18 protein-coding genes and 1 pseudogene are annotated in these 20666 nt (G+C 68.3%); 7 read left to right on the top strand and 12 right to left on the bottom strand.

The window, feature by feature from the left end; translation table 11 throughout:
• Positions 1 to 86 precede the first annotated feature (86 nt).
• Positions 87 to 1277, top strand: coding sequence for an XRE family transcriptional regulator (locus tag AC07U4_RS07615; protein ID WP_495194950.1), 1191 nt, complete (start codon positions 87 to 89; stop codon positions 1275 to 1277).
• Positions 1278 to 1326: 49 nt separating this feature from the next.
• Here the strand turns inward: AC07U4_RS07615 and AC07U4_RS07610 are convergent, their stop codons facing one another.
• From AC07U4_RS07610 to AC07U4_RS07570, 9 genes and pseudogenes are all read right to left on the bottom strand, one after another.
• A complete protein-coding gene (locus AC07U4_RS07610; protein WP_495194949.1) occupies positions 1327 to 1749 on the bottom strand; it encodes a flagellar biosynthesis protein FlgN in 423 nt (140 codons plus the stop codon).
• Positions 1746 to 2045 (bottom strand): rod-binding protein, encoded by a 300-nt coding sequence (locus AC07U4_RS07605; protein ID WP_495194948.1) that lies wholly within the window; start codon positions 2043 to 2045, stop codon positions 1746 to 1748. The genes AC07U4_RS07610 and AC07U4_RS07605 overlap by 4 nt, the downstream gene beginning before the upstream one ends.
• Positions 2045 to 3508, bottom strand: coding sequence for a flagellar basal body P-ring protein FlgI (flgI, locus tag AC07U4_RS07600; RefSeq protein ID WP_495195030.1), 1464 nt, complete (start codon positions 3506 to 3508; stop codon positions 2045 to 2047). The genes AC07U4_RS07605 and flgI overlap by 1 nt, the downstream gene beginning before the upstream one ends.
• Positions 3509 to 3514: 6 nt before the next feature.
• Positions 3515 to 3769, bottom strand: a pseudogene (locus AC07U4_RS07595) (hypothetical protein); the annotation flags it as partial.
• The gene (locus AC07U4_RS07590) at positions 3763 to 4380 is read right to left on the bottom strand and encodes a HEAT repeat domain-containing protein (protein WP_495194947.1); all 618 of its coding nucleotides are present in this window, start codon (positions 4378 to 4380) and stop codon (positions 3763 to 3765) included. The pseudogene AC07U4_RS07595 and the gene AC07U4_RS07590, both read right to left, overlap by 7 nt.
• 17 nt (positions 4381 to 4397) lie before the next feature.
• The gene (gene cheB / locus AC07U4_RS07585; RefSeq protein WP_495194946.1) at positions 4398 to 5471 is read right to left on the bottom strand and encodes a chemotaxis-specific protein-glutamate methyltransferase CheB; all 1074 of its coding nucleotides are present in this window, start codon (positions 5469 to 5471) and stop codon (positions 4398 to 4400) included.
• A 7-nt stretch (positions 5472 to 5478) separates the two neighbouring features.
• A complete protein-coding gene (locus AC07U4_RS07580; RefSeq protein ID WP_495194945.1) occupies positions 5479 to 7080 on the bottom strand; it encodes a chemotaxis protein CheW in 1602 nt (533 codons plus the stop codon).
• Positions 7081 to 7108: 28 nt separating this feature from the next.
• A complete protein-coding gene (locus AC07U4_RS07575; RefSeq protein WP_495194944.1) occupies positions 7109 to 9010 on the bottom strand; it encodes a methyl-accepting chemotaxis protein in 1902 nt (633 codons plus the stop codon).
• A 316-nt stretch (positions 9011 to 9326) separates the two neighbouring features.
• Positions 9327 to 10226: a LysR family transcriptional regulator gene (locus tag AC07U4_RS07570; protein ID WP_495195029.1), complete on the bottom strand. Its 900-nt coding sequence runs from the start codon at positions 10224 to 10226 to the stop codon at positions 9327 to 9329.
• A gap of 104 nt (positions 10227 to 10330) precedes the next feature.
• Here AC07U4_RS07570 and AC07U4_RS07565 point away from each other — a divergent pair, with 104 nt between their 5' ends.
• Positions 10331 to 11311, top strand: coding sequence for an aldo/keto reductase (locus AC07U4_RS07565; protein WP_495194943.1), 981 nt, complete (start codon positions 10331 to 10333; stop codon positions 11309 to 11311).
• 111 nt (positions 11312 to 11422) lie between these two features.
• Here AC07U4_RS07565 and AC07U4_RS07560 read toward each other — a convergent pair whose 3' ends face one another.
• Positions 11423 to 12499: a catalase family protein gene (locus AC07U4_RS07560; RefSeq protein ID WP_495181900.1), complete on the bottom strand. Its 1077-nt coding sequence runs from the start codon at positions 12497 to 12499 to the stop codon at positions 11423 to 11425.
• Positions 12500 to 12557: 58 nt separating this feature from the next.
• On the bottom strand, positions 12558 to 13679 hold the full coding sequence (locus AC07U4_RS07555; RefSeq protein WP_495194942.1) for an alpha/beta hydrolase: 1122 nt from the start codon (positions 13677 to 13679) through the stop codon (positions 12558 to 12560).
• 127 nt (positions 13680 to 13806) lie between these two features.
• Between AC07U4_RS07555 and AC07U4_RS07550 the strand changes: the two genes are divergently transcribed.
• The gene (locus AC07U4_RS07550; protein WP_495195028.1) at positions 13807 to 14523 is read left to right on the top strand and encodes a Crp/Fnr family transcriptional regulator; all 717 of its coding nucleotides are present in this window, start codon (positions 13807 to 13809) and stop codon (positions 14521 to 14523) included.
• 11 nt (positions 14524 to 14534) lie between these two features.
• Here AC07U4_RS07550 and AC07U4_RS07545 read toward each other — a convergent pair whose 3' ends face one another.
• A complete protein-coding gene (locus AC07U4_RS07545; RefSeq protein WP_495194941.1) occupies positions 14535 to 16898 on the bottom strand; it encodes a TonB-dependent receptor in 2364 nt (787 codons plus the stop codon).
• A gap of 283 nt (positions 16899 to 17181) precedes the next feature.
• On the opposite strand from AC07U4_RS07545, the gene AC07U4_RS07540 reads away from it, so the two are divergent.
• The 4 genes from AC07U4_RS07540 (at position 17182) to AC07U4_RS07525 (ending at position 20656) form a co-directional block, all read left to right on the top strand.
• Positions 17182 to 18615 carry a methyl-accepting chemotaxis protein gene (locus tag AC07U4_RS07540; protein ID WP_038661685.1) on the top strand — a complete coding sequence of 478 codons (1434 nt, stop codon included), beginning with the start codon at positions 17182 to 17184 and terminating at the stop codon, positions 18613 to 18615.
• Positions 18616 to 18890: 275 nt separating this feature from the next.
• Positions 18891 to 20006 carry a methyl-accepting chemotaxis protein gene (locus AC07U4_RS07535; RefSeq protein WP_495194940.1) on the top strand — a complete coding sequence of 372 codons (1116 nt, stop codon included), beginning with the start codon at positions 18891 to 18893 and terminating at the stop codon, positions 20004 to 20006.
• Positions 20007 to 20018: 12 nt separating this feature from the next.
• The gene (locus AC07U4_RS07530) at positions 20019 to 20318 is read left to right on the top strand and encodes a hypothetical protein (RefSeq protein ID WP_495194939.1); all 300 of its coding nucleotides are present in this window, start codon (positions 20019 to 20021) and stop codon (positions 20316 to 20318) included.
• Between the two features lie 32 nt (positions 20319 to 20350).
• Positions 20351 to 20656 (top strand): STAS domain-containing protein, encoded by a 306-nt coding sequence (locus AC07U4_RS07525; protein WP_038661682.1) that lies wholly within the window; start codon positions 20351 to 20353, stop codon positions 20654 to 20656.
• Positions 20657 to 20666 lie beyond the last annotated feature (10 nt).

Below are 20666 nucleotides of genomic sequence, written 5' to 3'. Positions count from 1 at the left end.
GCCGTGCCCGATCATACGGGAATCGCACCGGAATGGCCGTGAGCGCTGATCGACAGCGCGCACACATTCGGGCACAAGCTGCGCCGATGAGCCACGCAGACAGTGTCCGAGAGCAAGAAGCCGGGGCAGCACAAGGGGTTAGCGCTGACGGTCCGGATATCGACCGCTATCGCTCGATCGTCTTCCCCAATGCCGTGCGCGAATTACGCAAGCAACAGGGCTTCGCCAGGCTGCTTGGATTGTCGGCCGTATTGCCGGACATCCCCTATGTGCGCCTCTCCAAGATCGAACGCGGCGAGGTCGTCGCCAAGGCCAGCGAATTGCGCAGCATCGCGATGGCGATGCGCGTCGCGCCCGAGGATCTGTTGCTCGATATCGACGATCCGGCGTTCGACATCGCCGCATGGGCGACCGAATTGCAGGACCTGACCGACGAGGAGATCGCCGAGGATCGCTTCGCGGTGCTGCTCGCCGCGGCGATCCGTGCGCAGCGCGATGCCGACCGGTCGCTGTCGATCGTCAACGTCGAACGCCGCTTCGGCATCGCGCCGGTGATCCTGTCGCGGCTGGAGAACGGCTACAAGCCGCTCGGGCGCTGGAACGCGCAGACCGTGCGTGCGGTCTGCCAGTTGCTCGACGTCACGGATGCGGAGAGCCTGCGCGCGCATGTCGCGCGGGCCGATGCCGATGGCACGCTGCGCGCCTATCTGCCCGCCGCGGCGAGCAGCGCGGCGCGGATCGAGAAGACGCGCGCCCGCGTCGCGCTGTTGCGCGAGGAATTGCACGATCCCGCCCAGCCGGCGGCGATCCGCGTCAAGGCCGCGCAACCGCCGCGCGTCGCGTCCGCCGCGACGTCGCCGAACGGGGTGGATGCCGCCGTCCTTGCCGCGATCGAACAATCCGAGACCGCGATTGTGCGGCTGGTGCCGGTGTTCGGCGCGCCGCTCGCCGACGGGCTGGTCGAACGCGTGCCGGTCGGCCGCACCGTCGAGGCGCCGCGCCATGCCCAGCTCAACAGCTACGGCCTGCGCGTCTGCCGGGCGACGTTGGGGCCGGCGCTGCCCGCGCATGCGATCGTGGTGGTCGATCCAGACCGCTTCCCATCCTCCGGCGGGCTCGCCGTCGTGCGCGAAGCGGGCGGGCTGCGGCTGCTGGTCGTCACTTTCGATCGCCAGGGCCGGATGATCGGCTACAGCGTCAATCCCGACCGCGAGATCGAGCTCGACACGCTCGACGCCGCCGACGTCGGTACCGTCGTCGCGGTGCTGCTCGACTGACGCCACCACAATCCGGCACGGGATAGGACGGGCGAGCATCGGCGCGCGCTCAATAACTCGAATTGATCGCGATCGGCATCGTCGGATCGAATCGCGACAGATGACCTTGCGCACCATAGGTCGAGGTGGCGCGCCCGGCGAGCCGCTTCGCCTCGCTGGTGATCGCGCCGATCATTTCCACCGACAGATCGATCTGCCGCTCCAGCGCCGCGGCATTGGCGGCGGAGATCGGCTCCAGCCGCGCGAGCAGCTCCTCGAGCCGCGCGCGTTGCGCCTCGTCGAGCGACCTGTTCCAGTCGACCGTGCTGCGCCCGTAAGCGGCGGTCATCTGTTCGAGCTGGCCGACCAGCCGCACCTTGGTCGCCGCCAGCTCGGGCAGCGCCGCGCCGAACGGGCTTTCCTGCAGATGCCGCATCTCCTCCTCCATCAGCATCAGCAGCGAGTCGAGCACGTCGGTCAGCCGGTCGATCATGCGCCGCCCTCCTGCAAGGCGATGATCTGGTTGAGCACCGCCGGGGCGAGGCCGAAGCCGCCACGTCGTGCGATCGCATCGCCCATCTTCTCGGCGAGCACGCCGCGGAACATCTCCTCGCCATGGCCGCCGCTGAACGGCCCGTCCGACGGCGCGGTGTCCATCATGATCCGCACCATCTGACCGACGAACACCGCCTCGAACGATTGCGCGGTCGCCGCCGGATCGTTGGCCTTGCGGATCGGCTGCGGCGGCGGCGTCGCAGCGGGCAAAGCGGCGGAAAGACTGTTGTTCATCATTGTACCTCGATTTCCGCCTGGAGCGCGCCGGCGGTGCGCAGCGCCTGGAGCACGGTGATCAGATCGCGGGGGCTGACCCCGAAAGCGTTCAATCCGGCGACCAGCGACACCAGCGACGTCGCATTGTGCAGGACGCCGAGCCCGCGGCCGTTGCCGTCGCTCACCCCGATCTGGGTACGCGGCAGCACTTCGGTGGTGCCGTTGGAGAAGGGGCCGGGCTGCGACGCGACCGGCGTCTCGGCGATGCTGATCGTCAGCCCGCCCTGCGCGATCGCGACCGGGCTGATCCGCACGTCGGCGCCCATCACCACCGTCCCCGACGCCTCGTTGATGACGACGCGGGCGGGCAGGTCGACCTCGACCGGCAGCTCCTCGATCCCCGCGACCAGATCGATGACGTGATCCACCGAGCCTGCCGGCGGCGCGAGCTCGATCGTGCCGGGGTCGAGCACCCGCGCGACGCGGTCGAAACGGCGGTTGATCACCTCGGCGATGCGAAAGGCGGTGGTGAAATCGGGGTTCTTGAGCGCGAGCTTCAGCGTCGTCGCAGTGCGCAGCGAATAGGGTACTTCGCGTTCGACGATCGCCCCGCCGGCGATGCGCGCCGAGGTGGTCACGCCGCGGCTGATCGAGGCGGCGGCGCCCTGCGCGCGGAAGCCCGACACCGACAGCGGCCCCTGTGCGACCGCATAGATCTCCCCGTCGAGTCCACGCAGCGAGGTGACGAGCAGCAGGCCGCCCTGCAGACTGGTGGCGTCGCCCATCGCGGCGATCTGCACGTCGATCGTGCTGCCGGCGCGCGCGAAGGCGGGCAGGGTTGCGGTCACCGAGACGGCGGCGACGTTCTGCGTCCGTATCGTATCGCCGCGGATGTTGACCCCCATCCGTTCGAGCATCGACTGGATGCGGCTCATGCTCTCCGAATGGCCGAGGCAGATCACGCCGCCCGGGCGCATGCTGTCGTAGAGCGTCTCGACCGCCTCGCGCCGCGACACGTCGTCGAAATAGATCAGCATGTTGCGGCAGAAGATCACGTCGATGTCGCGGAACCGGCGCATCGCCATCGCGTCCGACACGTTGACGACGGTGAAGTCGATCGACTGGCGCAGCGCGTCGCAGATGCGGAAGCCCTCGGCGTGCGGCGTGAAATACTTGCCCTTGAGCTGCGCCGAGAGGCGATGGAGCGCGCGATCGCTGTAGATGCCGGCGCGGGCATCGGCGATGACGCGGCTGTCGATGTCGGAGGCGAGGATCTGGATGTCATAGGCATCGGCCTGCGGCCAATTCTCCAGGATCTGCATCGCGATCGAATAGGGTTCCTCGCCGGTCGAACAGGGCAGCGACCAGATGCGGATCGGCTTTCCCGGTGCACGGTTCCTGGCGATCTCGGGCAGGACGTGCTGGACCAGAGCGTCGAACTGATAGTCCTCGCGGTAGAAATAGGTCTCGTTGACCGTCATCGCGTTGACGAGATGCTGCATCTCGACGCCCGACGTCTCGAAACGCACCAGCGTGAAATAGTCGCGGAACGTCGTCTTGCCCGTCGCCAGGATACGGTCCTGCAGCCGGCGCTCGACGAAATAGGCCTTGGTGTCGCTGAACATCATGCCGGTCTTGCGGTAGAAAAACTCGCAGAACTTGGCGTAATCCTGTGGCGTGATGGCCGGTGCGCCCGGTGGCGGCGCGGCGGCGGCGGCGGCGGATCTGGAGGCGCTCAGCACCGGTTGATCCTCTGCGCGGCGACCTGCACCGCGAAGGCGATGAAGCTGTCGCCGGGGAAGCGGTCGGGCAGAGCGAGCAGCGCCGGCAGGGCGGTCTCGTCGCCGATCTCCGCCAGCCCGTCGGTCGCCGCGGCGCAGACGTTGACGTGCGCGTCGTCCAGAGCGGCGACGAGCCATGCGGCGGCACGCGGATGCGGGAGCACGCTGAGCAGGTTCGCGGTGAAGATGCGCACGTCGTCGTCGGCATCGCGCAGCAGTTGTTCGACATGCGGCGCGACCTCGTCGGGCATCGCCGCGAGACCTTCCAGCGCGGCATTGCGCTGCGGCGCGCCTTCGCTGCGCAGCAACGGCAGCAGCGCCGTCACGACCTCGGGCGAGCGCCGCCGGATCAGCGCCGCCATGATCGCCTCGCGCACGCTCGGCGCATTCTCCTCGGCGAGGCGGGCGCAGAGCGGGGCGACGCCGTGGGCATGTGCTTCCAGCCCGCGCACCGCGGCGCGGCGATCCGCCCCGCTCGGCGAGGCGAGCAAATCGACCAGATCGGCGAGCGTACAGGCCGCCGCGGACGATGGTTCGGCGGGGGTATCGATAGGGGCTTTGACCAGCGGCACGGTGCGTATCCTGTTGATTATGACGCGTGAGCGCGCCGGTTCGAGGCGAGCCAGGTGGCGATCTGTCCGGCGATGGCGTCGCTCGCCAGGACGAGGTTGGCGCCCGCGCGCCGGATGAGTTCGTGGGGCATGCCGAACACCGCGCTGCTGTCGGCGTCCTGTGCGATCGTCCGCATGCCGCGGCGGTGACAGCGCGCCATCGCCTCCGCGCCGTCGTCGCCCATGCCGGTGAGCTGGACGCCGATCAGCCGGTCGGCGGGTACGTGCTCGGCGGCGCTCTCGACCAGCCGGGTGACGCTGGGATGCCAGGCATGCTGTTCGCTGGCCGGCACGGACATTGCGGTGAGCACGCCGCCGCGGCGGGCGACGATCATGTCGGCGTCGCCGCGCGCGATATAGACGTTGCCGCCGAGCAGCGGCGTCGGCGCGCGCACCTCCTGCACGTGGATCGCGCACAAGGCATCGAGCCGGGGCGCGAAGACGCCGGTGAAGCTGCTCGGCATATGCTGCGCGACCAGCACCGGCCACGGCAGCGTGGCCGGGAGTGCGGGCAGGATCGTCTCGAGCACCGACGGGCCGCCGGTCGAGACGCCGAGGATGACGAGGCCCGGCTCGGTGGTGCCGTCCTTCATCATCCGTGCGGGCGGCGGCGTGGGGGCGGGGGGCGGCGGCTTGACCATCCCCGCACGTCCGCGCACCCGCGCGCCCGCCGCCACCCTGACCTTGGCGACGAGCTGCACGGCGATCTCGTCGAGCGACAGCGAGATCGTGCCGTCCGGCTTCTGCACGAAGTCGAGCGCGCCGAGGCTGAGCGCCTGCAACGTGGTCTCTGCCCCCGCGGCGGTGATCGAGGAGACCATGATGACCGCGCGCGGACTGCCGACCATGATCCGCGACAGACAGGTGATGCCGTCCATCTCGGGCATGTTGACGTCGAGCGTGACGACCTGAGGATCGAATGCCTCGACGAGTTCCAGCGCCTCGGCGCCGTTGCGGGCGGTGCGAACCTCGAAGCCGGGTTGCTGTTGGAGGAGCTGGGCGAGGTGGCGGCGCATCAGCGCGGAATCATCGACGACGAGGACGCGGGTCATGGCAGGCTCAGGCGGCGAGCGCCGGCTGGTGCGGCGGCAGCAGCGCGTCGGCCGCCGGCTCGATCAGGCAATCGACGTCGAGCAGCTGGATCATGCGGTTCTGCGCGGTAAGATTGGCGACGCCGCGCACGACCTTGGCACGGCTGCCCGACAGATCGGGCGCCGCCGAGATCGTCGCCTCGGGAATGCGGCCGACTTCCGACACGCTGTCGACGATGAAGCCGACGTGCTGGCCGTGGATGGTGAAGACCATGATCCGCTGGCGGTCGGACCGGGCCGCCTCTTCGAGGTCGAAGCGGCGGCGCTGGTCGATCACCGGCAGCACGGTGCCGCGCAGGTTGATGACGCCCTCGACGAAATCGGGGGTGCCGGGAACGTGGGTGAGCTGGTCGGGAACGCGGACGATCTCCTGCACCGCCTCGACCGGCACGCCATATTCCTCGCCCATCAGGCGGAAGATCACATATTGCGCGTCTTCGGTCGTTGCATCGCTCATCGTGGCATCTCCTTCGGCGGCGCCGTCCGCTGCGGCACCGGCATCGCCCTGCGTGGCGCGCAGCGCGCGCAATTCGTCGACGTCGAACATCGCGTCCGCCGACAGCACCGACACCAGCCGACGGCCCTCGTCGAGGCGGCAGATCGCGCGGATATCGCTGTGCCCGTCCTGCGAATGGAGCGCGGCGGGCACCGGCTCGACCAGCGCGCGCTCGACGCGCAGCACCGCCTTCACCTTGTCCATCACGACGCCGACCGACAGCGCCTCGCCGTCGCGCTCGCCGGGCAACGAGACGACGACGACCTTGTTGGCGTCGGTGAACGCCTCCACCGGCATGCCGAACATCGTGCGCAGCGACACCAGCGGCAGCAGCCGGTTGCGCAGCGTCGTCACGCCCAGCACGTGGCCGCGGGTGCCGGGCACCTGCGTGATCGCGGCGGGCAGCTGGACGATCTCCTGCACCTCGCCGATCGGGAAGGCATATTCCTGGCCGTCGACCTCGAAACTGACCAACTGGTCCTCGTCGGCGGCACCGTCGGCGGCGTCATCCTCCAGCGTCAGCGCGGTCGGCCCGGCGACATCGGCGAGGCACAGCGCCGCGTCCTGCGCCGCAAAGGTGCGGCCGATCGACTTGGACACGTCGAGCACCATGACGATGCCGCGGCCGTCCTCCTCCTTGATCATGCCGGTGAGCAATTCGGTGTCGATTGTCGCCTGGATCTGCGTCACCGGCTCCAGCCGCTCGCGCTCGACGGTGACGACGTTGGCGACGCGATCGACCATCAGGCCGACCGGGTGGCCGTGATCGAGCACGACGACGCGGCTGGCGTCGTCGCTCAGCACCGGCGGCAGGCCGAACAGATGGCGCAGGTCGAGCACCGGCAGCACCGTGCCGCGCAGATTGGCGAGCCCCATCAGCGCCGGCGGGCTGAGCGGCATCCGCACCACGTCGGGCACGCGGATGATCTCCTTCACCTGTTCCAGCGGCACGGCGAACATCTCGCCGGCGCTGTGGAAGATCACGAACTGGCAGAGGCCAGCGCGGTCATGGTCTGCGGCCTTGGGGTCGGCGGAGGCGATGGCCTCCGCCGGGATCGTCGTCGTCTCGGTCATGCGCCCGTCCTTTCGTCGCGGTCGGGGATCAGGCGGCCTGCAGTTCGTCGGCCAGCGAGGCGATCTCTTCGATCGCGGCGGCGAGCTGTTCGGCGCCGCGTGCCTGTTCGCGGGCGGCGTTGCTCGCCTCGTTCGAGGTGCGCACCGCCTGTTGCGCGGCGGTGGCGATCTGCTCGATCGCGACCTGCGTCTCGCCGAGCGCGCGGGCGACCTCGCCGGCGGCATCTGAGATCTCGCCGTTGCCGCGCACGACCTCGCTCACGTCGACGGCGATCCGCTCCAGCCCGGTGGAGATCGCCCGGCTCTTCTCGACCTCGGCGGCGGCGGTGTCGGCGATGTCCTGCAAGTCGGTGCGGACGATGCCGATCGTGTCCTGGATGCTCTTCACCGTATCCTTGATCCGCTCGGCATTTTCCGCCGAATCACGGGCGAGGTTGCGGATGTCGGTCGACACGACGGCGAAGCCCTTGCCGAATTCGCCCGCCCGCGCCGCCTCGACCGAGCCGCTGACCGCGAGCATGTTGGTCTGGATCGACACGGTGGTGATCGCATCGATGATCTTGTCGATACGGCGGCTGACCTGTTCCAGCGCGCTGATCTGGTCGCGGCTGTTGCGGCCGGCGGCGACCGATGCGGCGACGCCCTGCATCATCGCACCGACCAATGTCTTGTTCTCGTCGAGCAATCTGGCGATCTCCTCGCCCTTCTCGGCGCCGGACGCGGCGGCTTGCGCGGCGGCCTTGGCATTCTGTTCGATCTGTTCGATCGCCGTCGCCGACTGCTGGGTGGCGGCGGCGGACTGCTGCGAGCCGCGATTGATCTGCTCCAGGGCGGTCGACACCTGCACCGACGCGCGGTTGATCTCCTCGACCGCGCTCGACAATTCCTCGGCCGCCGACGCGACTTCCTCGGCGCTCTTGCTGATGTTGGTGCTGTTCTTCAGCTCTTCGGACAGCTGGCCGAGTTCCTGCGCGGCCTGTTCGCTCTGTTCGAGCGCGCCGGTCTGCTGTTCGATCGTGTTGCTCGATTCCTGGCAGGCGGCGGCCTGTTCCTCGGCGGCGGCGGCGATCACCTCGGCGCCCTTCAGCGCTTCGTTGGCCGCCTGTACGGCATCCTCGGCGCCGCTGGCGATCAGGGTACAGCCCTTCAGGATGTCGGCCATCTCCTCGCGGATGCGGTCGAGCCCGGCGGTGACGATCGTACCCTTCTGCGCCTCCTCGCGCGCCGAGGTCGCCGATGTCTCGATGCCCTCGGCAACCTGCCGCACGTCGTCCTGCACCTGGACGATGAGGTCCTGGATGTCGCGCGCCGACTTCTCGCTCGTTTCGGCGAGGGTGCGGACCTCGTCGGCGACGACGGCGAAGCCCTTGCCGTGCTGGCCAGCACGCGCCGCCTCGATCGCGGCGTTGAGCGCGAGCAGGTTGGTCTGGTCGGCGATGCGCGCCACGACCTTGACCACCTCGCCGATCGCGCTTGCCTGACGGTCGAGTTCCTCGACCAGCTTGACCGATGCCTCCTGACGCTCGGAGGCGCGGACGATCGCGCCCAGCGAATTGGCGACGTCGCTGCTCGTCGTCGCGACGAGGTCGGCCAGCGCCTGGGTCAGCGTCGCCGAGCCGTCGGCACGCGTCTTCATGTCGCGCAGGCGATCGGTGGCGAGCGTCATCGACTTCATCGTCTGCTGCGCCGCGGCCGAGGCCTGTTCGGCGCCGACGCTGATCTGCTCGGCGGCCTTGCGCAGTTCCTCGGACGCCGACGAGGCTTCGGCGATGCCGCTGGACAGTTCGGCGGTGGCGGAGGCGAGTCGCTCGGAGCCCTTCTGCTGGCGGGCGAACGTCCTGGCGCGACGCTTTTCGGCGTCTGCGGTCAGGCGGACGCTGCTGCTGTTCATGCCGCCGGCACGAGCGCTGGTCTCGCCGGGAAGGGACATCGTGCTTTTCTTGGCGAGGGACATCGCGGGCTCCACTTGACGTTGTTGTGCCCGGCTATGACTCATTTCGTAATGATTAGTTAAAAATGGACATAATTCCCCCGCAAATCGTTTACTCACTAAGTGGTTGATTTTGAACAGCTTCCTGCGGATGCTAGACGATCGTGGCGTCCCGCCATCGGCAGTTTGGACCGGCGTCACAAGGGTTTACGCAAGCACGGCTGCCGGGGAGAGCCCCGGCAGAAAAGGTGAAAAATTCGCGAGAGGCCTCGGCTCGGCGCATGTTTCTACCAACGTCGGCCAGTTCGCTGTTCGCTTATGCGAACGGATCGCGATACCGCAATGCTTCCAACACAAGCGCAAATGCCGCCGAAGGTTGGCGGCGCGACGGATAGTAAAGGTGATAGCCGTCGAACGGCGCGCACCAATCGGCGAGCAGGCGAACGAGCGACCCGTCGGCGACCGGGGTCAGGACCCGATCCTCGACGACGTGCGCGATGCCATGGCCGGCGCGTGCCGCGGTCAGGATCAGGTCAACGTCGTTGACGACGATCCGGCCCTCGACCTTGACGTTGAGCAAGCGGCCATCCTTTTCATATTCCCAGACATACAGGCTGCCGTTGGGCATCCGCCGGTTGATGCAGGCGTGGCGGGACAGATCGTGCGGCGTCGCCGGCGCCCCGTGCCGGGCGAGATAGTCCGGCGCGGCGACCGTCGCCATCCGCAGCCGCGGGCCGATCGGTACGGCGATCATGTCGCGTTCCAGCCGCTCGCCGAGTCGCACGCCGGCGTCGAACCGTCCGGCGACGATGTCGGTCAGGCTCGCGTCGAGATCGAGCTCGACACAGATGTCGGGATAGGCGGCCGCGAGCCGGTCGAGCGCCGGCCACAGGATGGATCGCGCCGGCTGTTCGGGGGTGGTGATCCGCACCGTGCCCGCCGGCTTCTCGCGCAACTCGGTCAGTGCGGCGATGCGGCCGTCGATCGCGTCGAGCGCGGGCCGCAGCGTCTCGATCAGGCGTTCGCCCGCCTCGGTCGGTGCGACGCTGCGCGTGGTGCGGGTCAGCAGCCGTAGCCCCAGCTTCGTTTCGAGCCGGCGCATCGCATGGCTCAGCGCCGATTGCGACAGGCCGAGGCGAACCGCGGCGCGGGTGAAGCTGCGCTCCTCGGCGACCGTCAGGAACAACGCCAGGCTGGCGAGATCTTCGCGGCGCAGATCCGAACTCATGACCGGCATTCATAGGCTCAAGCGATGCGGCCTGTCTAATCGCGCGCTCCGCGACCGCCTATCTTGCGCAAGAACCAATCGGAGGACGAATGATGCAGACGCGTATATTGGGCCGCGGGCTCGAAGTGTCGGCGCTGGGGCTGGGCTGCATGGGGCTGAGCTACGCCTATGGACCCGCCACCGAGCGAAGCGAGGCGATCCGGCTGCTGCGCGGCGCGCACGATCGCGGCGTGACCTTCTTCGACACCGCCGAGGCCTATGCGCAGGGCGCCAACGAGGATCTGCTCGGCGAAGCGCTCGCGCCGGTGCGCGACGAGGTGGTGATCGCGACCAAGTTTGGCTTCACCAACGGCGTGACCACCGAGGGGCTCGACAGCCGGCCCGAGAATATCCGTACGGTCACCGACGCGGCGCTGACCCGGCTGCGCACCGATCATATCGATCTGCTCTACCAGCACCGCGTCGACCCGAACGTGCCGATCGAGGATGTCGCGGGCACCGTGCGCGAGCTGATCCAGGCCGGCAAGGTGCGCCACTTCGGCCTGTCGGAGGCCGGGGTCGAGTCGATCCGCCGCGCGCATGCGGTGCAGCCGGTCACCGCGTTGCAGAGCGAATATTCCTTGTGGTGGCGCGAGCCCGAGGCGGAGATCCTGCCGCTGCTGGAGGAACTCGGCATCGGCTTCGTCCCGTTCGCGCCGCTCGGCCGGGGCTTCCTGACCGGCAAGATCGACGCGGACACGACGTTCGACGCCGACGACTTCCGCAGCAACGTGCCCCGCTTCACCACGGCGGCGCGGCAGGCCAATCAGACGCTCGTCGATCTCATCGCGACGCTGGCAGCGGAGAAAGCGGTGACGCCGGCGCAGATCGCGCTCGCCTGGCTGCTGGCGCAGCGGCCGTGGATCGTGCCGATCCCGGGAACGACGAAACTGCACCGGCTGGAGGAAAATCTGGGCTCGGCAGACGTCGTGCTGACCAGCGACGATCTGACCCGCATCGGCGACGCGCTGGCCGGGATCGAGATCCACGGCGCACGCTATTCGCCTTCGCAGCAGCAGTTCGTCAGCCGCTGACACTCCGCGGGGCTGTACCCCGGCGGAGGCCGGGGTACATCAGACGTTACGTATGGCTCCGGGTCACGCCGGGGGATCGCCCACGCCCTATCACCAGCCGATTGGGGGCGCTTAAACCCCCATCGGCTCGTGATACGGGCAGCCGTTCACCCGCGCGCGGAAGTCGGCGGAGTGGCGATAGGGTTCGTTGCGCGCACGGTTGATGTTGCCGAGCGGGCGGTGCGCGTCGAGCCCAGTCCAGATGCTGAAGCGGCTCTCCTCGTTGATCGCGCGGACGTTGTCCTCGGACCAGCTTTCCTGCGCGGCGGCGCGGACGATGCCGACGCGGTGGAACGGCGCCTCGTCCTCGTCCCATTCCACCGTCGGATCCTCGATCGGCTGGCGGTCGAGGTCACGGCACAATTGCACGCGGAACTCCCATGCGGCGTCGATCGTGCGCATTTCGCTGCGCACTTCGTCGCGGATCGCGTCTTCGCGACCATCGACGTCGATCGTCTTGCCGGTCAGCGCGGTCATCTCCGGCGCGATCGGCTTCAGGCTGAACTTGGCGATATAGTCGCCGTAGCGGAACGGCGTGACGCTGTAATAGGTCTCGCCGAGCGGTTCGGCATTGGGGGCGCCGCCGAGCGAGTTGAGCGCCGCGCTCTCGACGCCGACCGTCTCCAGCGTCGCGCGCACGCCCTGCAACACCGACGACAGCACCTTCTTGGTGCCCTCAAGCCGATCGGTGGTCTTGGCGAGCAGCTTGAGGTTGCCGAGAAACTTGTCGGCGGTCTTGGCCTGGAACACCGTGCCGTTGACCATCACGAAGTCCTGCGCATTGCCCTCGGCACCGGGCAGTCGCGCGCCCTCGACGTCGAACACCTTCATCGCCACGCCGCGCGGCAGACTGATCGCGTCGGGCAGGATGTCGCCGGCGTTGGTCGACAGGCGCAGCAGCACCTTGTGCGTGCCGGCGCTGGCGAACAGCCCCTGCGCGAGCTCGGGCGGCAGGTCGGCATCGACGGTCAATTCGCCGTCGAGCAGGGCATGCGCCTTGGCGTGGACCGAGCGGACGGCGTGGCCATAATCCTCGGCGGTCCGTTCCAGGATCGTGTCGAAGGTGGTGCAGAGCGCGGCGATCGTCTCGCCTTCGTCGGGCTGCACGTCCTCGACGTCGGGGCGATAGCGGATGGGGGCGTCGGTCATCGAAGGTCTCCTCTTCGGGCAGGGAACGCGGGGCGGAGGATTCCGCCCCGCGTCGGGATCAGCGCGTGCGCGCCGGTGCGGCGAACGCCGCCTTCAGCCGCGCGACCGCGAGGGCGTTGGCGTCCTGGGCGCCGCGCACCACCTTCGCCATGCCGAAGAATTCGTGCGTGACGCCGGGGAAGGTGCGCTGTTCGACCTTATCACCCGCCTTGCGCATCGCCGCGGCGAGCGTCTCGCCGTCCGAGCGCAGCGGATCGATCTGCGCGTTGATGATCGTCGTCGGCGGCAGCCCGCGCAGATCGGCGGCGACGAGGTTGAGCCGCGGATCCTGCGCATCGGCGGCGCGGGTCTGGTAATAATAGCCGAACCAGTCGAGCATCGCCGCATTCAACGGCTTGGCATTCGCCGAATCGCGACGCGACGGCAGCGTCTTGCTGTTGTTGGCAATCGGATAGACCGAGACGACGTGCAGCGGCGCGGTCAGGCGATTGTCGCGGGCGTAGATCGCGGTGGCGACGGCGAGATTGCCGCCGGCGCTTTCCCCGGCGAGGGCGATTTTGGCGGGATCGCCGCCCCAGCTTGCCGCATTCTGCAGCGTCCAGCGATAGGCGGCGGCGGCATCGTCATGCTGCGCCGGGAATTTGAACTCGGGCGCGTGGCGATATTCGACCGAGACGACGATCGCATTGAGCGCCTTGGCCATCGCACGCGGTGCCGCGTCATAGGTATCGACATCGGCGATCACCCAGCCGCCGCCGTGATAATAGACGATCACCGGCAGCGGCGCACCGCCGGCGGGCGCGTTTGCGGGCTTGTAGATGCGCGCGAACTGCTTGGGATCGCCCCCATAGGGCTTGTCCTGCGTCGTCACCGAAGCATCGGGCGTCGTCGGCATGCCGCGCTTGGCCATCACCGCCTTGGCGCCGTCGGCGGCGGATGGCTGCATGCGCGCTTCGGCGGGGGTGAGCGTCTCGATCGGCTTGCCGCCGAGCCCGGCGAGCGCGTCGAGCACCGCCTGCATGTCGGGCGCCGCCTTGGGCGGCTGGGTCGCGGTGGCGGGCGGTGCGGGCGGTGGCGGCGCGCTCGGCGAGGGGGCGGACTGCGCCCAGACGGCGGTCGAGCCGAGCAGCGCGACAGCGACGGTGGTCGCGGTGCGCGCGGACGTGCGGGTGACGGACATGTTTCCTCCTGTTGTTACTTTCGAGGAACAACCCGGATCAATCTATGTTGCTGTACGGAACCGGACCAAAGGGCACCGGCGGAGCTGCGGGGGACGCAAACGGCGGATGGCGACGGGGTTGAAGAGTGTGATCGGCGCGCAGGATCGGGGCACCAGCAACCGGCTGCTGCTGCAACTGGCCGAGGCGGACTGGGCGCTGCTGGCCCCGCATCTGGAACGCGTGTCGTTCGCGGTTTGGGATGATATCGCCCGCGCCGGCGAGCGGATCGCCAGCGTCTGTTTCCTCAACGACGGCATCGCCGGCATCCTCGACGCGCTGGAAGGCGACCGGCGCTATGCGGTGGCGCTGGTCGGCGCGGAGGGATTCATCGGCTGGCCGCTGCTGCTCGGCGACGACCGCTCGCCCTATGACGTGACGATGCGCGCCGAACATGGCGAGGCGCTGCGCCTGCCCGCCGCGGCGCTCCTGTCCGCGCTGGAAGCGAGCGCCGGGCTGCGCAGCGTACTGCTGCGCTTCGTCCAGACGCTGATGCTGCAGATGGGGCGGACGATCGTCTCGTCACTGGCGCACCCGATCGAGCGGCGCATGGCGCGCTGGATCCTGCTCTATCACGATCGCGTCCGCGAGGACGACATCTGCATGACGCACGAGGAATTTCGGCTGATGCTGGGCGTGCGGCGCAGCAGCGTCACCGATGCGCTGCATCGGCTGGAGGAAGAACAGGCGATCCGGGCCTTCCGCGGCCGCGTCGTGGTGCGCGACCGCGGCAAGCTGATGCAATTGGCCGGCGACACCTACGGGCATGCCGAGCAGGAATATCGTCGCCTGCTCGGCACCCGCTGACGCCCGGCCGGTCAGAAGCCGCGGCGTAGCGTGACGAACCACTGGCGTGGCGCACCGGCGAGCAGCGTCTGGTTGTCGCCGCTGGCGACATAGCCGTTGCTGCCGATCGTCGCGATGTAGCGCTTGTCGGTGAGGTTGGTGACGCTGCCCTCGATCGCCAGTCCCTCCAGCACGCCGCCGAGGCCGCGCAGCCGATAGCCGATGCTGGCATCGACCAGCAGCCGCGCGCCGACCGACTGGTCGTTGAGATAGGTGAAGTAGCGCTTCGTCATGTAATCGCCACCGACGCGCGCGAAGACGCCGCCGTCGTCATAGACGATCTCGCCCTTGACCATATGCGCGGGCGTATCGACGACGGTCTTGCCCTTGGTCGGCGACAAGACGACGCCTTTGGCGTCACGGACATCGTCCTGATAGGTCGACTTGTTGTAGGAATAGCTGGCGAACAGCGTCAGCGGCCGGACGATGCGATAGCTTGCCGACGCCTCGGCACCGTAGCTTTCGACGTTGCCGGCGTTGTTGAGGGTCGGCGGATTGCCGATGATGCCCGCGCCATTGGAAAAGGTCAGCAGGCGATTGGCGAAGTCGACGTAATAGCCGACCGCAGACAGCTGCAAGCCGCCGCTGTGCAGCCGGACGCCACCCTCGACGGTCTTCGACGTCTCCGGCTTCAAGGTCGAGCGGATCGCATCGAAACCGTCCTGCGTCGTCGCGAACGGCCCCGCCGTCGCCGCGGAAACGAAGGCACGCATGTTCTCCGTGTAGCTGGCGAATGCCTCGACGCCGCCACCCAGCCGATACAAGGCGCCGACCTGCGGCAGGAGCCAATCGCGCGCCTGGATTTTGCCAGCGACCAGCGCGCCCGTGAGCAGGTTCGCTCGATTGCGTACCCGCATGCCCTTCCACCCGCCGTTCAAGGTCAGTGGACCGAGGTCGAGCGTGTCGGCGACGTGATATTGCAGCGTCTCCGTATCGTATTTGCCGTTATATTGCGTTGCGAACGGGCTGGACTGGAAGGCCAGCGTCTCGCGATTGGGGGTGCTGCCGGCAGCCATGCCGTAGAAGCGACGCGCCTGCGTAAAGGTGTTGCTTTCATACCAGCCGCCGAGCTCGAAACGGTTTGCTCCCGTCTCGACGAGCAGCCGCGTCAGATTGCCGGCCCGGTCGATGCCATATTCGGTGGTGCGAAACGAGAGCGGCGCCGGGTTGGTGATCGGTGAACCGTCGGCATTGGGCGCGCCTGCCGGCGTGGCAAGGTAGGGCGTGATCCACGATCCCTGCCCCTTGTTATGGTGATAATAGCTGGTCGACGTGATCGACAGAACGCTGGTCAATCGGGCGTCGAAGGTCAGGCCACCAAGCCAGTCGCGCCGCAGGCCGCCTGCATCGTAATAGACGTCGTCCACGGTGGCGATGCCGTTCGGAAACGACAGACCCGACGAAGGATATGGTAAAGCAGCCGTCGCGCTGCCGGCACGTGTTTGCTGATTGGCGTAGACTCGCCCGATCTGCAGCGCGAGCGGATAGTTGCCGGTGATGTTGTCGTTGTTCAGCCCGCGGCGGCGGATGATGTCGAGGCTGAGGTCCTGATAGTCGTTCTCGCGCCGGTCGGAGAAATCGACGAAGCCGGTGATGCTGCCGCGCTCGCCGAAATCCTTGACCAGTTTGGCATTGGCCTGATGCTGGCGCTGGACGCCCTGGCCCTTCCATTTGTCGGTGGTGAGGAAGCCATAGCTCAGATAGCCCTTCAGCCCGCCGCCGATGTCGCCGCTTTCGGCGCGGAAGAAGGCGCGATAGGTCTGGTCGCTACCATAGGTGCCCGAGGCGACGAGATCGGCGGTTTCCGAAGGCTTGCGGCTGGTGAATTGCAGCGTGCCGCCGAGATTGCTGGTCGAGGCGGTGCCGAGCGCGCCGGCACCCTGCGCCACCGTCGTCGTCGCCAGATTTTCGGAGATGATCGCGCGGCTGATGTGCAGGCCGTTGACGTTGCCGTAACTCATGTCGCCGAGCGGCACGCCGTCCAGCGTGAAGCCGAGCTGGTTCTGGTTGAAGCCGCGCAGCGAGATGCGCGTCGACCATTCATAGGCGCCGAAGGCGTCGGACGACTGGAAATTGACGCCCGGCAGCTTGGCCACCGCCTTCAGCGGCGAGGTACCGGGGGTCAGCCGTTCCATGTCGATCGCGGATACCGTCTGCACCTGCCGGCTCTGGCCGAAGCCCATGACGACGATGTCGCTGCCGGTGCCGCCGGTCGGCGTATCGTCGCTCTGCGTCACCGCAGCGGCGGTATCCTGCGGCATCTCCTGCGCTTCCGCGGTCTGCGCGAGCAGCAATGCCACCGGCGCGACGCCGACCCACCAAGTCCGTTCGATCATCTCGTCATCCCCTGCCGCCTGACGCGCGTGCAAGGCGGCTGGTGACGTGCGCCGGTGACAGAGCCGCGACGATGGCGCGACGGATCGATGACATCGGCCGTCGGCGCCGCTGCATCCGCCGATTGATTCCAGACCGTTCTATAATTGTAACAGGTCGGTTCAATATGGCCGTATTTAACGGGGTCTTCAGACTTTCGGTCCAATTTGAACGTTAGAGGCTGATTCGAAACGATGAAGAGGCCGGGATCGGCGGGATCGTCCGCCTTCATCGAAGGACCTGAAGATGTTCACCTGGTTCGCCAATCACGCGCCCATCCGTACCAAGTTCAAGGTGCTGCTCGCCTTGCATGGTACCGTGGCCGCGACCGGCGTCGTGACGACCTATCTGGCCGCCGAGGCCACGCCGGCGGCGGCAATGACCTATGTCGCCATCTCCGCCATCCTGTTCGTGGTGACGGTCGTCGCCGTGCTGGTCAGCGGCAAGGTAATCAGCGATCCCTATGTCGCATCGGTCGTCCGCATGGAGGAACTGGCCGCGGGTGACCTCAAGACGCCGATCCCGTTCGCCGACCATCGCGATTGCATCGGCCGGATGTCGCGCGCGGTCAGCGTCTTCAAACAGAATGCCGAAACCGTCCAGGCCGCCGCCGCGGCGCAGCAGCAGGTCGTCGGCACGCTCGGCGAGGGACTGACGCGGCTCGCGGCGAGCGATCTCAGCTTCCGGATCGAGCAGAGCTTCCCGGCGGATTACGAGCGGGTGCGCGTCGACTATAATCGCGCGCTGGACGCGGTCGCCGAGACGATGCGCGCCGTGACCGACGCGACCAGCGGCATCAACAACGGCGCGATCGACATCCGCCAGGCGTCCGACGATTTGTCGCAGCGCACCGAACAGCAGGCGGCGAGCCTCGAGGAAACCGCCGCGGCGATGGACGAGATCACCTCGACCGTCCGCCAGACCGCCGCGGGTGCGGTGCGTGCCAACAGCGTCGTCGAGGAAGCGCGCATCGAGGCCGAGCAATCGGGCCAGGTCGTCCGCCGCGCGGTCGACGCGATGGGCGGGATCGAGCGCGCCTCGAACGAAATCTCCGACATCATCTCGGTGATCGACGGCATCGCCTTCCAGACCAACCTGCTGGCGCTCAACGCAGGCGTCGAGGCGGCGCGTGCCGGTGACGCGGGTCGCGGCTTCGCGGTCGTCGCCTCCGAAGTGCGCGCGCTCGCGCAGCGGTCGGCCGAAGCGGCCAAGGACGTCAAGACGCGCATCACCGCCTCGTCCGAACAGGTCGACGCCGGCGTCGAGCTGGTCAGCGAGACCGGCAAGGCGCTCGACCGGATCATCGGCCGCATCGGCGAGATCAGCACGCTGGTCGGCCAGATCGCCTCGGCCGCCGAGCAGCAGGCGACCGGTCTGCAACAGGTCAACACCGCGGTCAGCGAGATGGACGGCGTCACCCAGCAGAATGCCGCGATGGTCGAGGAAGCGACCGCCGCCGCGCGCAGCCTGTCGGCCGAGGCGGACGAACTCGCCCGTCAGGTCGCGCGCTTCAAGCTGACCGCCGGCGAACCCGTGCTGCGCGCGGTGCCGGTGGTGCATCAGTTGCAGGATCGTGCCGCCGACGCCGGCCGCCGCATCGCCCGGTCGGCGCGCCGCACCGGTACCGGCGGCGGTGGCACCGCGGTTGCGGTGGCAACGGACGATTGGTCGGAATTCTAAGCCATCGCGACCGGCCACCGCCGGTCCGCTCTAGGAAGATAGAAGGGAAGGGGGGCAGCGTGCACTATCATCGTAACGATCATCGCGACCGTACGCGCCGCCGTCCTTCCGTCGGCCTTACCGGCTACGAACCCGTCGTCGCACGCAGCCGAAGCCGCCATCGGCCGATTACACCCAAAATGGGTGGTCAACGTCGCGTTAAGTCGATGCTGCCACCCCCCATCGTCATGGACCGGACGGACCGTTTCCGCTGGTCGTCGATGGAGACGTTACCGATGTTGAGCTGGTTCGAGAAACGCGCGCCGATCCGCGTCAAGTTCCGCGTTCTCGCAGGGATACAGGCGCTGCTCGGCGCCATTCTGGTCGGGATCACGGCGGGCGCGGCGACCGGTATGATCCACACCAGTCCGGCGATCGACGTCGCCGCCGCCACGCTGACCGTCGCGGTGCTGTGCATGACCACGCTGTTCGCCGGCGGCATCATGTGCCGGCCCTATGTCCAGACGGTGCTGCGCATGGAGGCGCTCGCCGCGGGCGACCTCCAGGCGCCGATCGAGCATACCGAGAACAAGGATTGCGTCGGCCGGATGACCAAGGCGATGGCGATCTTCCGCCGCAACATGGAGGAAGCCAATACCGCCGCCGCTCAGCGGGCGATGGCGGGGGCGCTGGCCGAGGGGCTGGGGCATCTGGCGCAGGGCGATCTGGCCTTCCGCATCACCAGCGACTTCCCGGCCGAGTTCGAGGCGCTGCGCAGCGACTTCAACGTCGCGATGGAGGCAATGATGGCGGCGGTCGCCGCGGTCAATCACGCCGCCGCGAGCATCGACGGCGGCTCCGCCGACATCCTCCAGGCGTCGGACGATTTGTCGCAGCGCACCGAACAGCAGGCGGCGAGCCTCGAGCAGACCGCGGCGGCGATGCAGCAGATCACCGTCACCGTCCGCGACACCGCGGCGCGCGCCGAACGCGCCAATGGCGTCGTCGGCTCGGCGCGCGGCGAGGCCGAGGAATCGGGCCAGGTCGTCGCCCGTGCGGTCGATGCGATGGGCGGGATCGAACGCGCCTCCAACGAGATTTCGGAGATCATCTCGGTGATCGACGGCATCGCCTTCCAGACCAACCTGCTCGCGCTCAACGCCGGGGTCGAGGCGGCGCGGGCCGGCGATGCCGGTCGCGGCTTCGCGGTGGTCGCCTCCGAGGTGCGTGCGCTCGCGCAGCGTTCGGCGGAAGCGGCCAAGGACGTCAAGACGCGGATCACCGCCTCCTCGGTGCAGGTCGATGCCGGCGTCGCCTTGGTCAGCGCGACCGGTGAGGCGTTGCAGCGGCTGATCGGCCGGTTCGGCGAGATCAGCGGGCTGGTCGCGCAGATCGCCACCGCCGCCGAGTAGCAGGCGACCGCCTTGCAGCAGGTCAACGTCGCGGTCGGCGAGATGGACGGCGTCACGCAGCAGAATGCGGCGATGGTCGAGCAGGCGACCGCCGCTGCGCGCAACCTGTCCGCCGACGCCAGCGAACTGGTCGCGCAGATGGTGCGGTTCCGCACCGGGCGCCCGGTCCAGCCGGCGCTGAAGGCGGTGCCGACCGACAATCGCGTCCACCGTCTGCAGCGCCGCGCCGCCGACGAAGGCCGGCGCCTCGCCGGCCAGTCGCGCCGGGTGACCGCCGTCGCGGTCGCCGGTGACGACTGGTCCGAATTCTAACCCGTTTCGAACGTATCGAAAGTCGAACCCGCATGTCCTCGCCCGCCACTTCCCTGCTCCCCGAGACGCTCGATACGTCGGCGGCCGGCCCGCTGCGCATCGCGCTGCTCGACCGCATCGACCGCGGTGAGCCGGTCCGTCTCGACGGCAGCGAGGTGACGCGCGCGGGCCTCGCCTGCCTCCAGGTGCTCGCCAGCGCCCGCGCCACCGCGGCGGAACAGGATGTGGACTTCCGGCTCGACCAGCCCAGCGAGGCGCTGGCGCGGATGATCGCGCTCGCCGGGCTCGACGCGGCGCTCGGCCTGCCGGGCGACGACGATCGCGATCTGGCCGCCTGAAAGGATTGAT

Source organism: Sphingomonas sp. GW821-FHT02B09 (assembly GCF_059421875.1).
The sequence above is the reverse complement of the archived record's forward strand: the minus strand, read 5'-3'. Positions and strand labels throughout refer to the sequence as shown.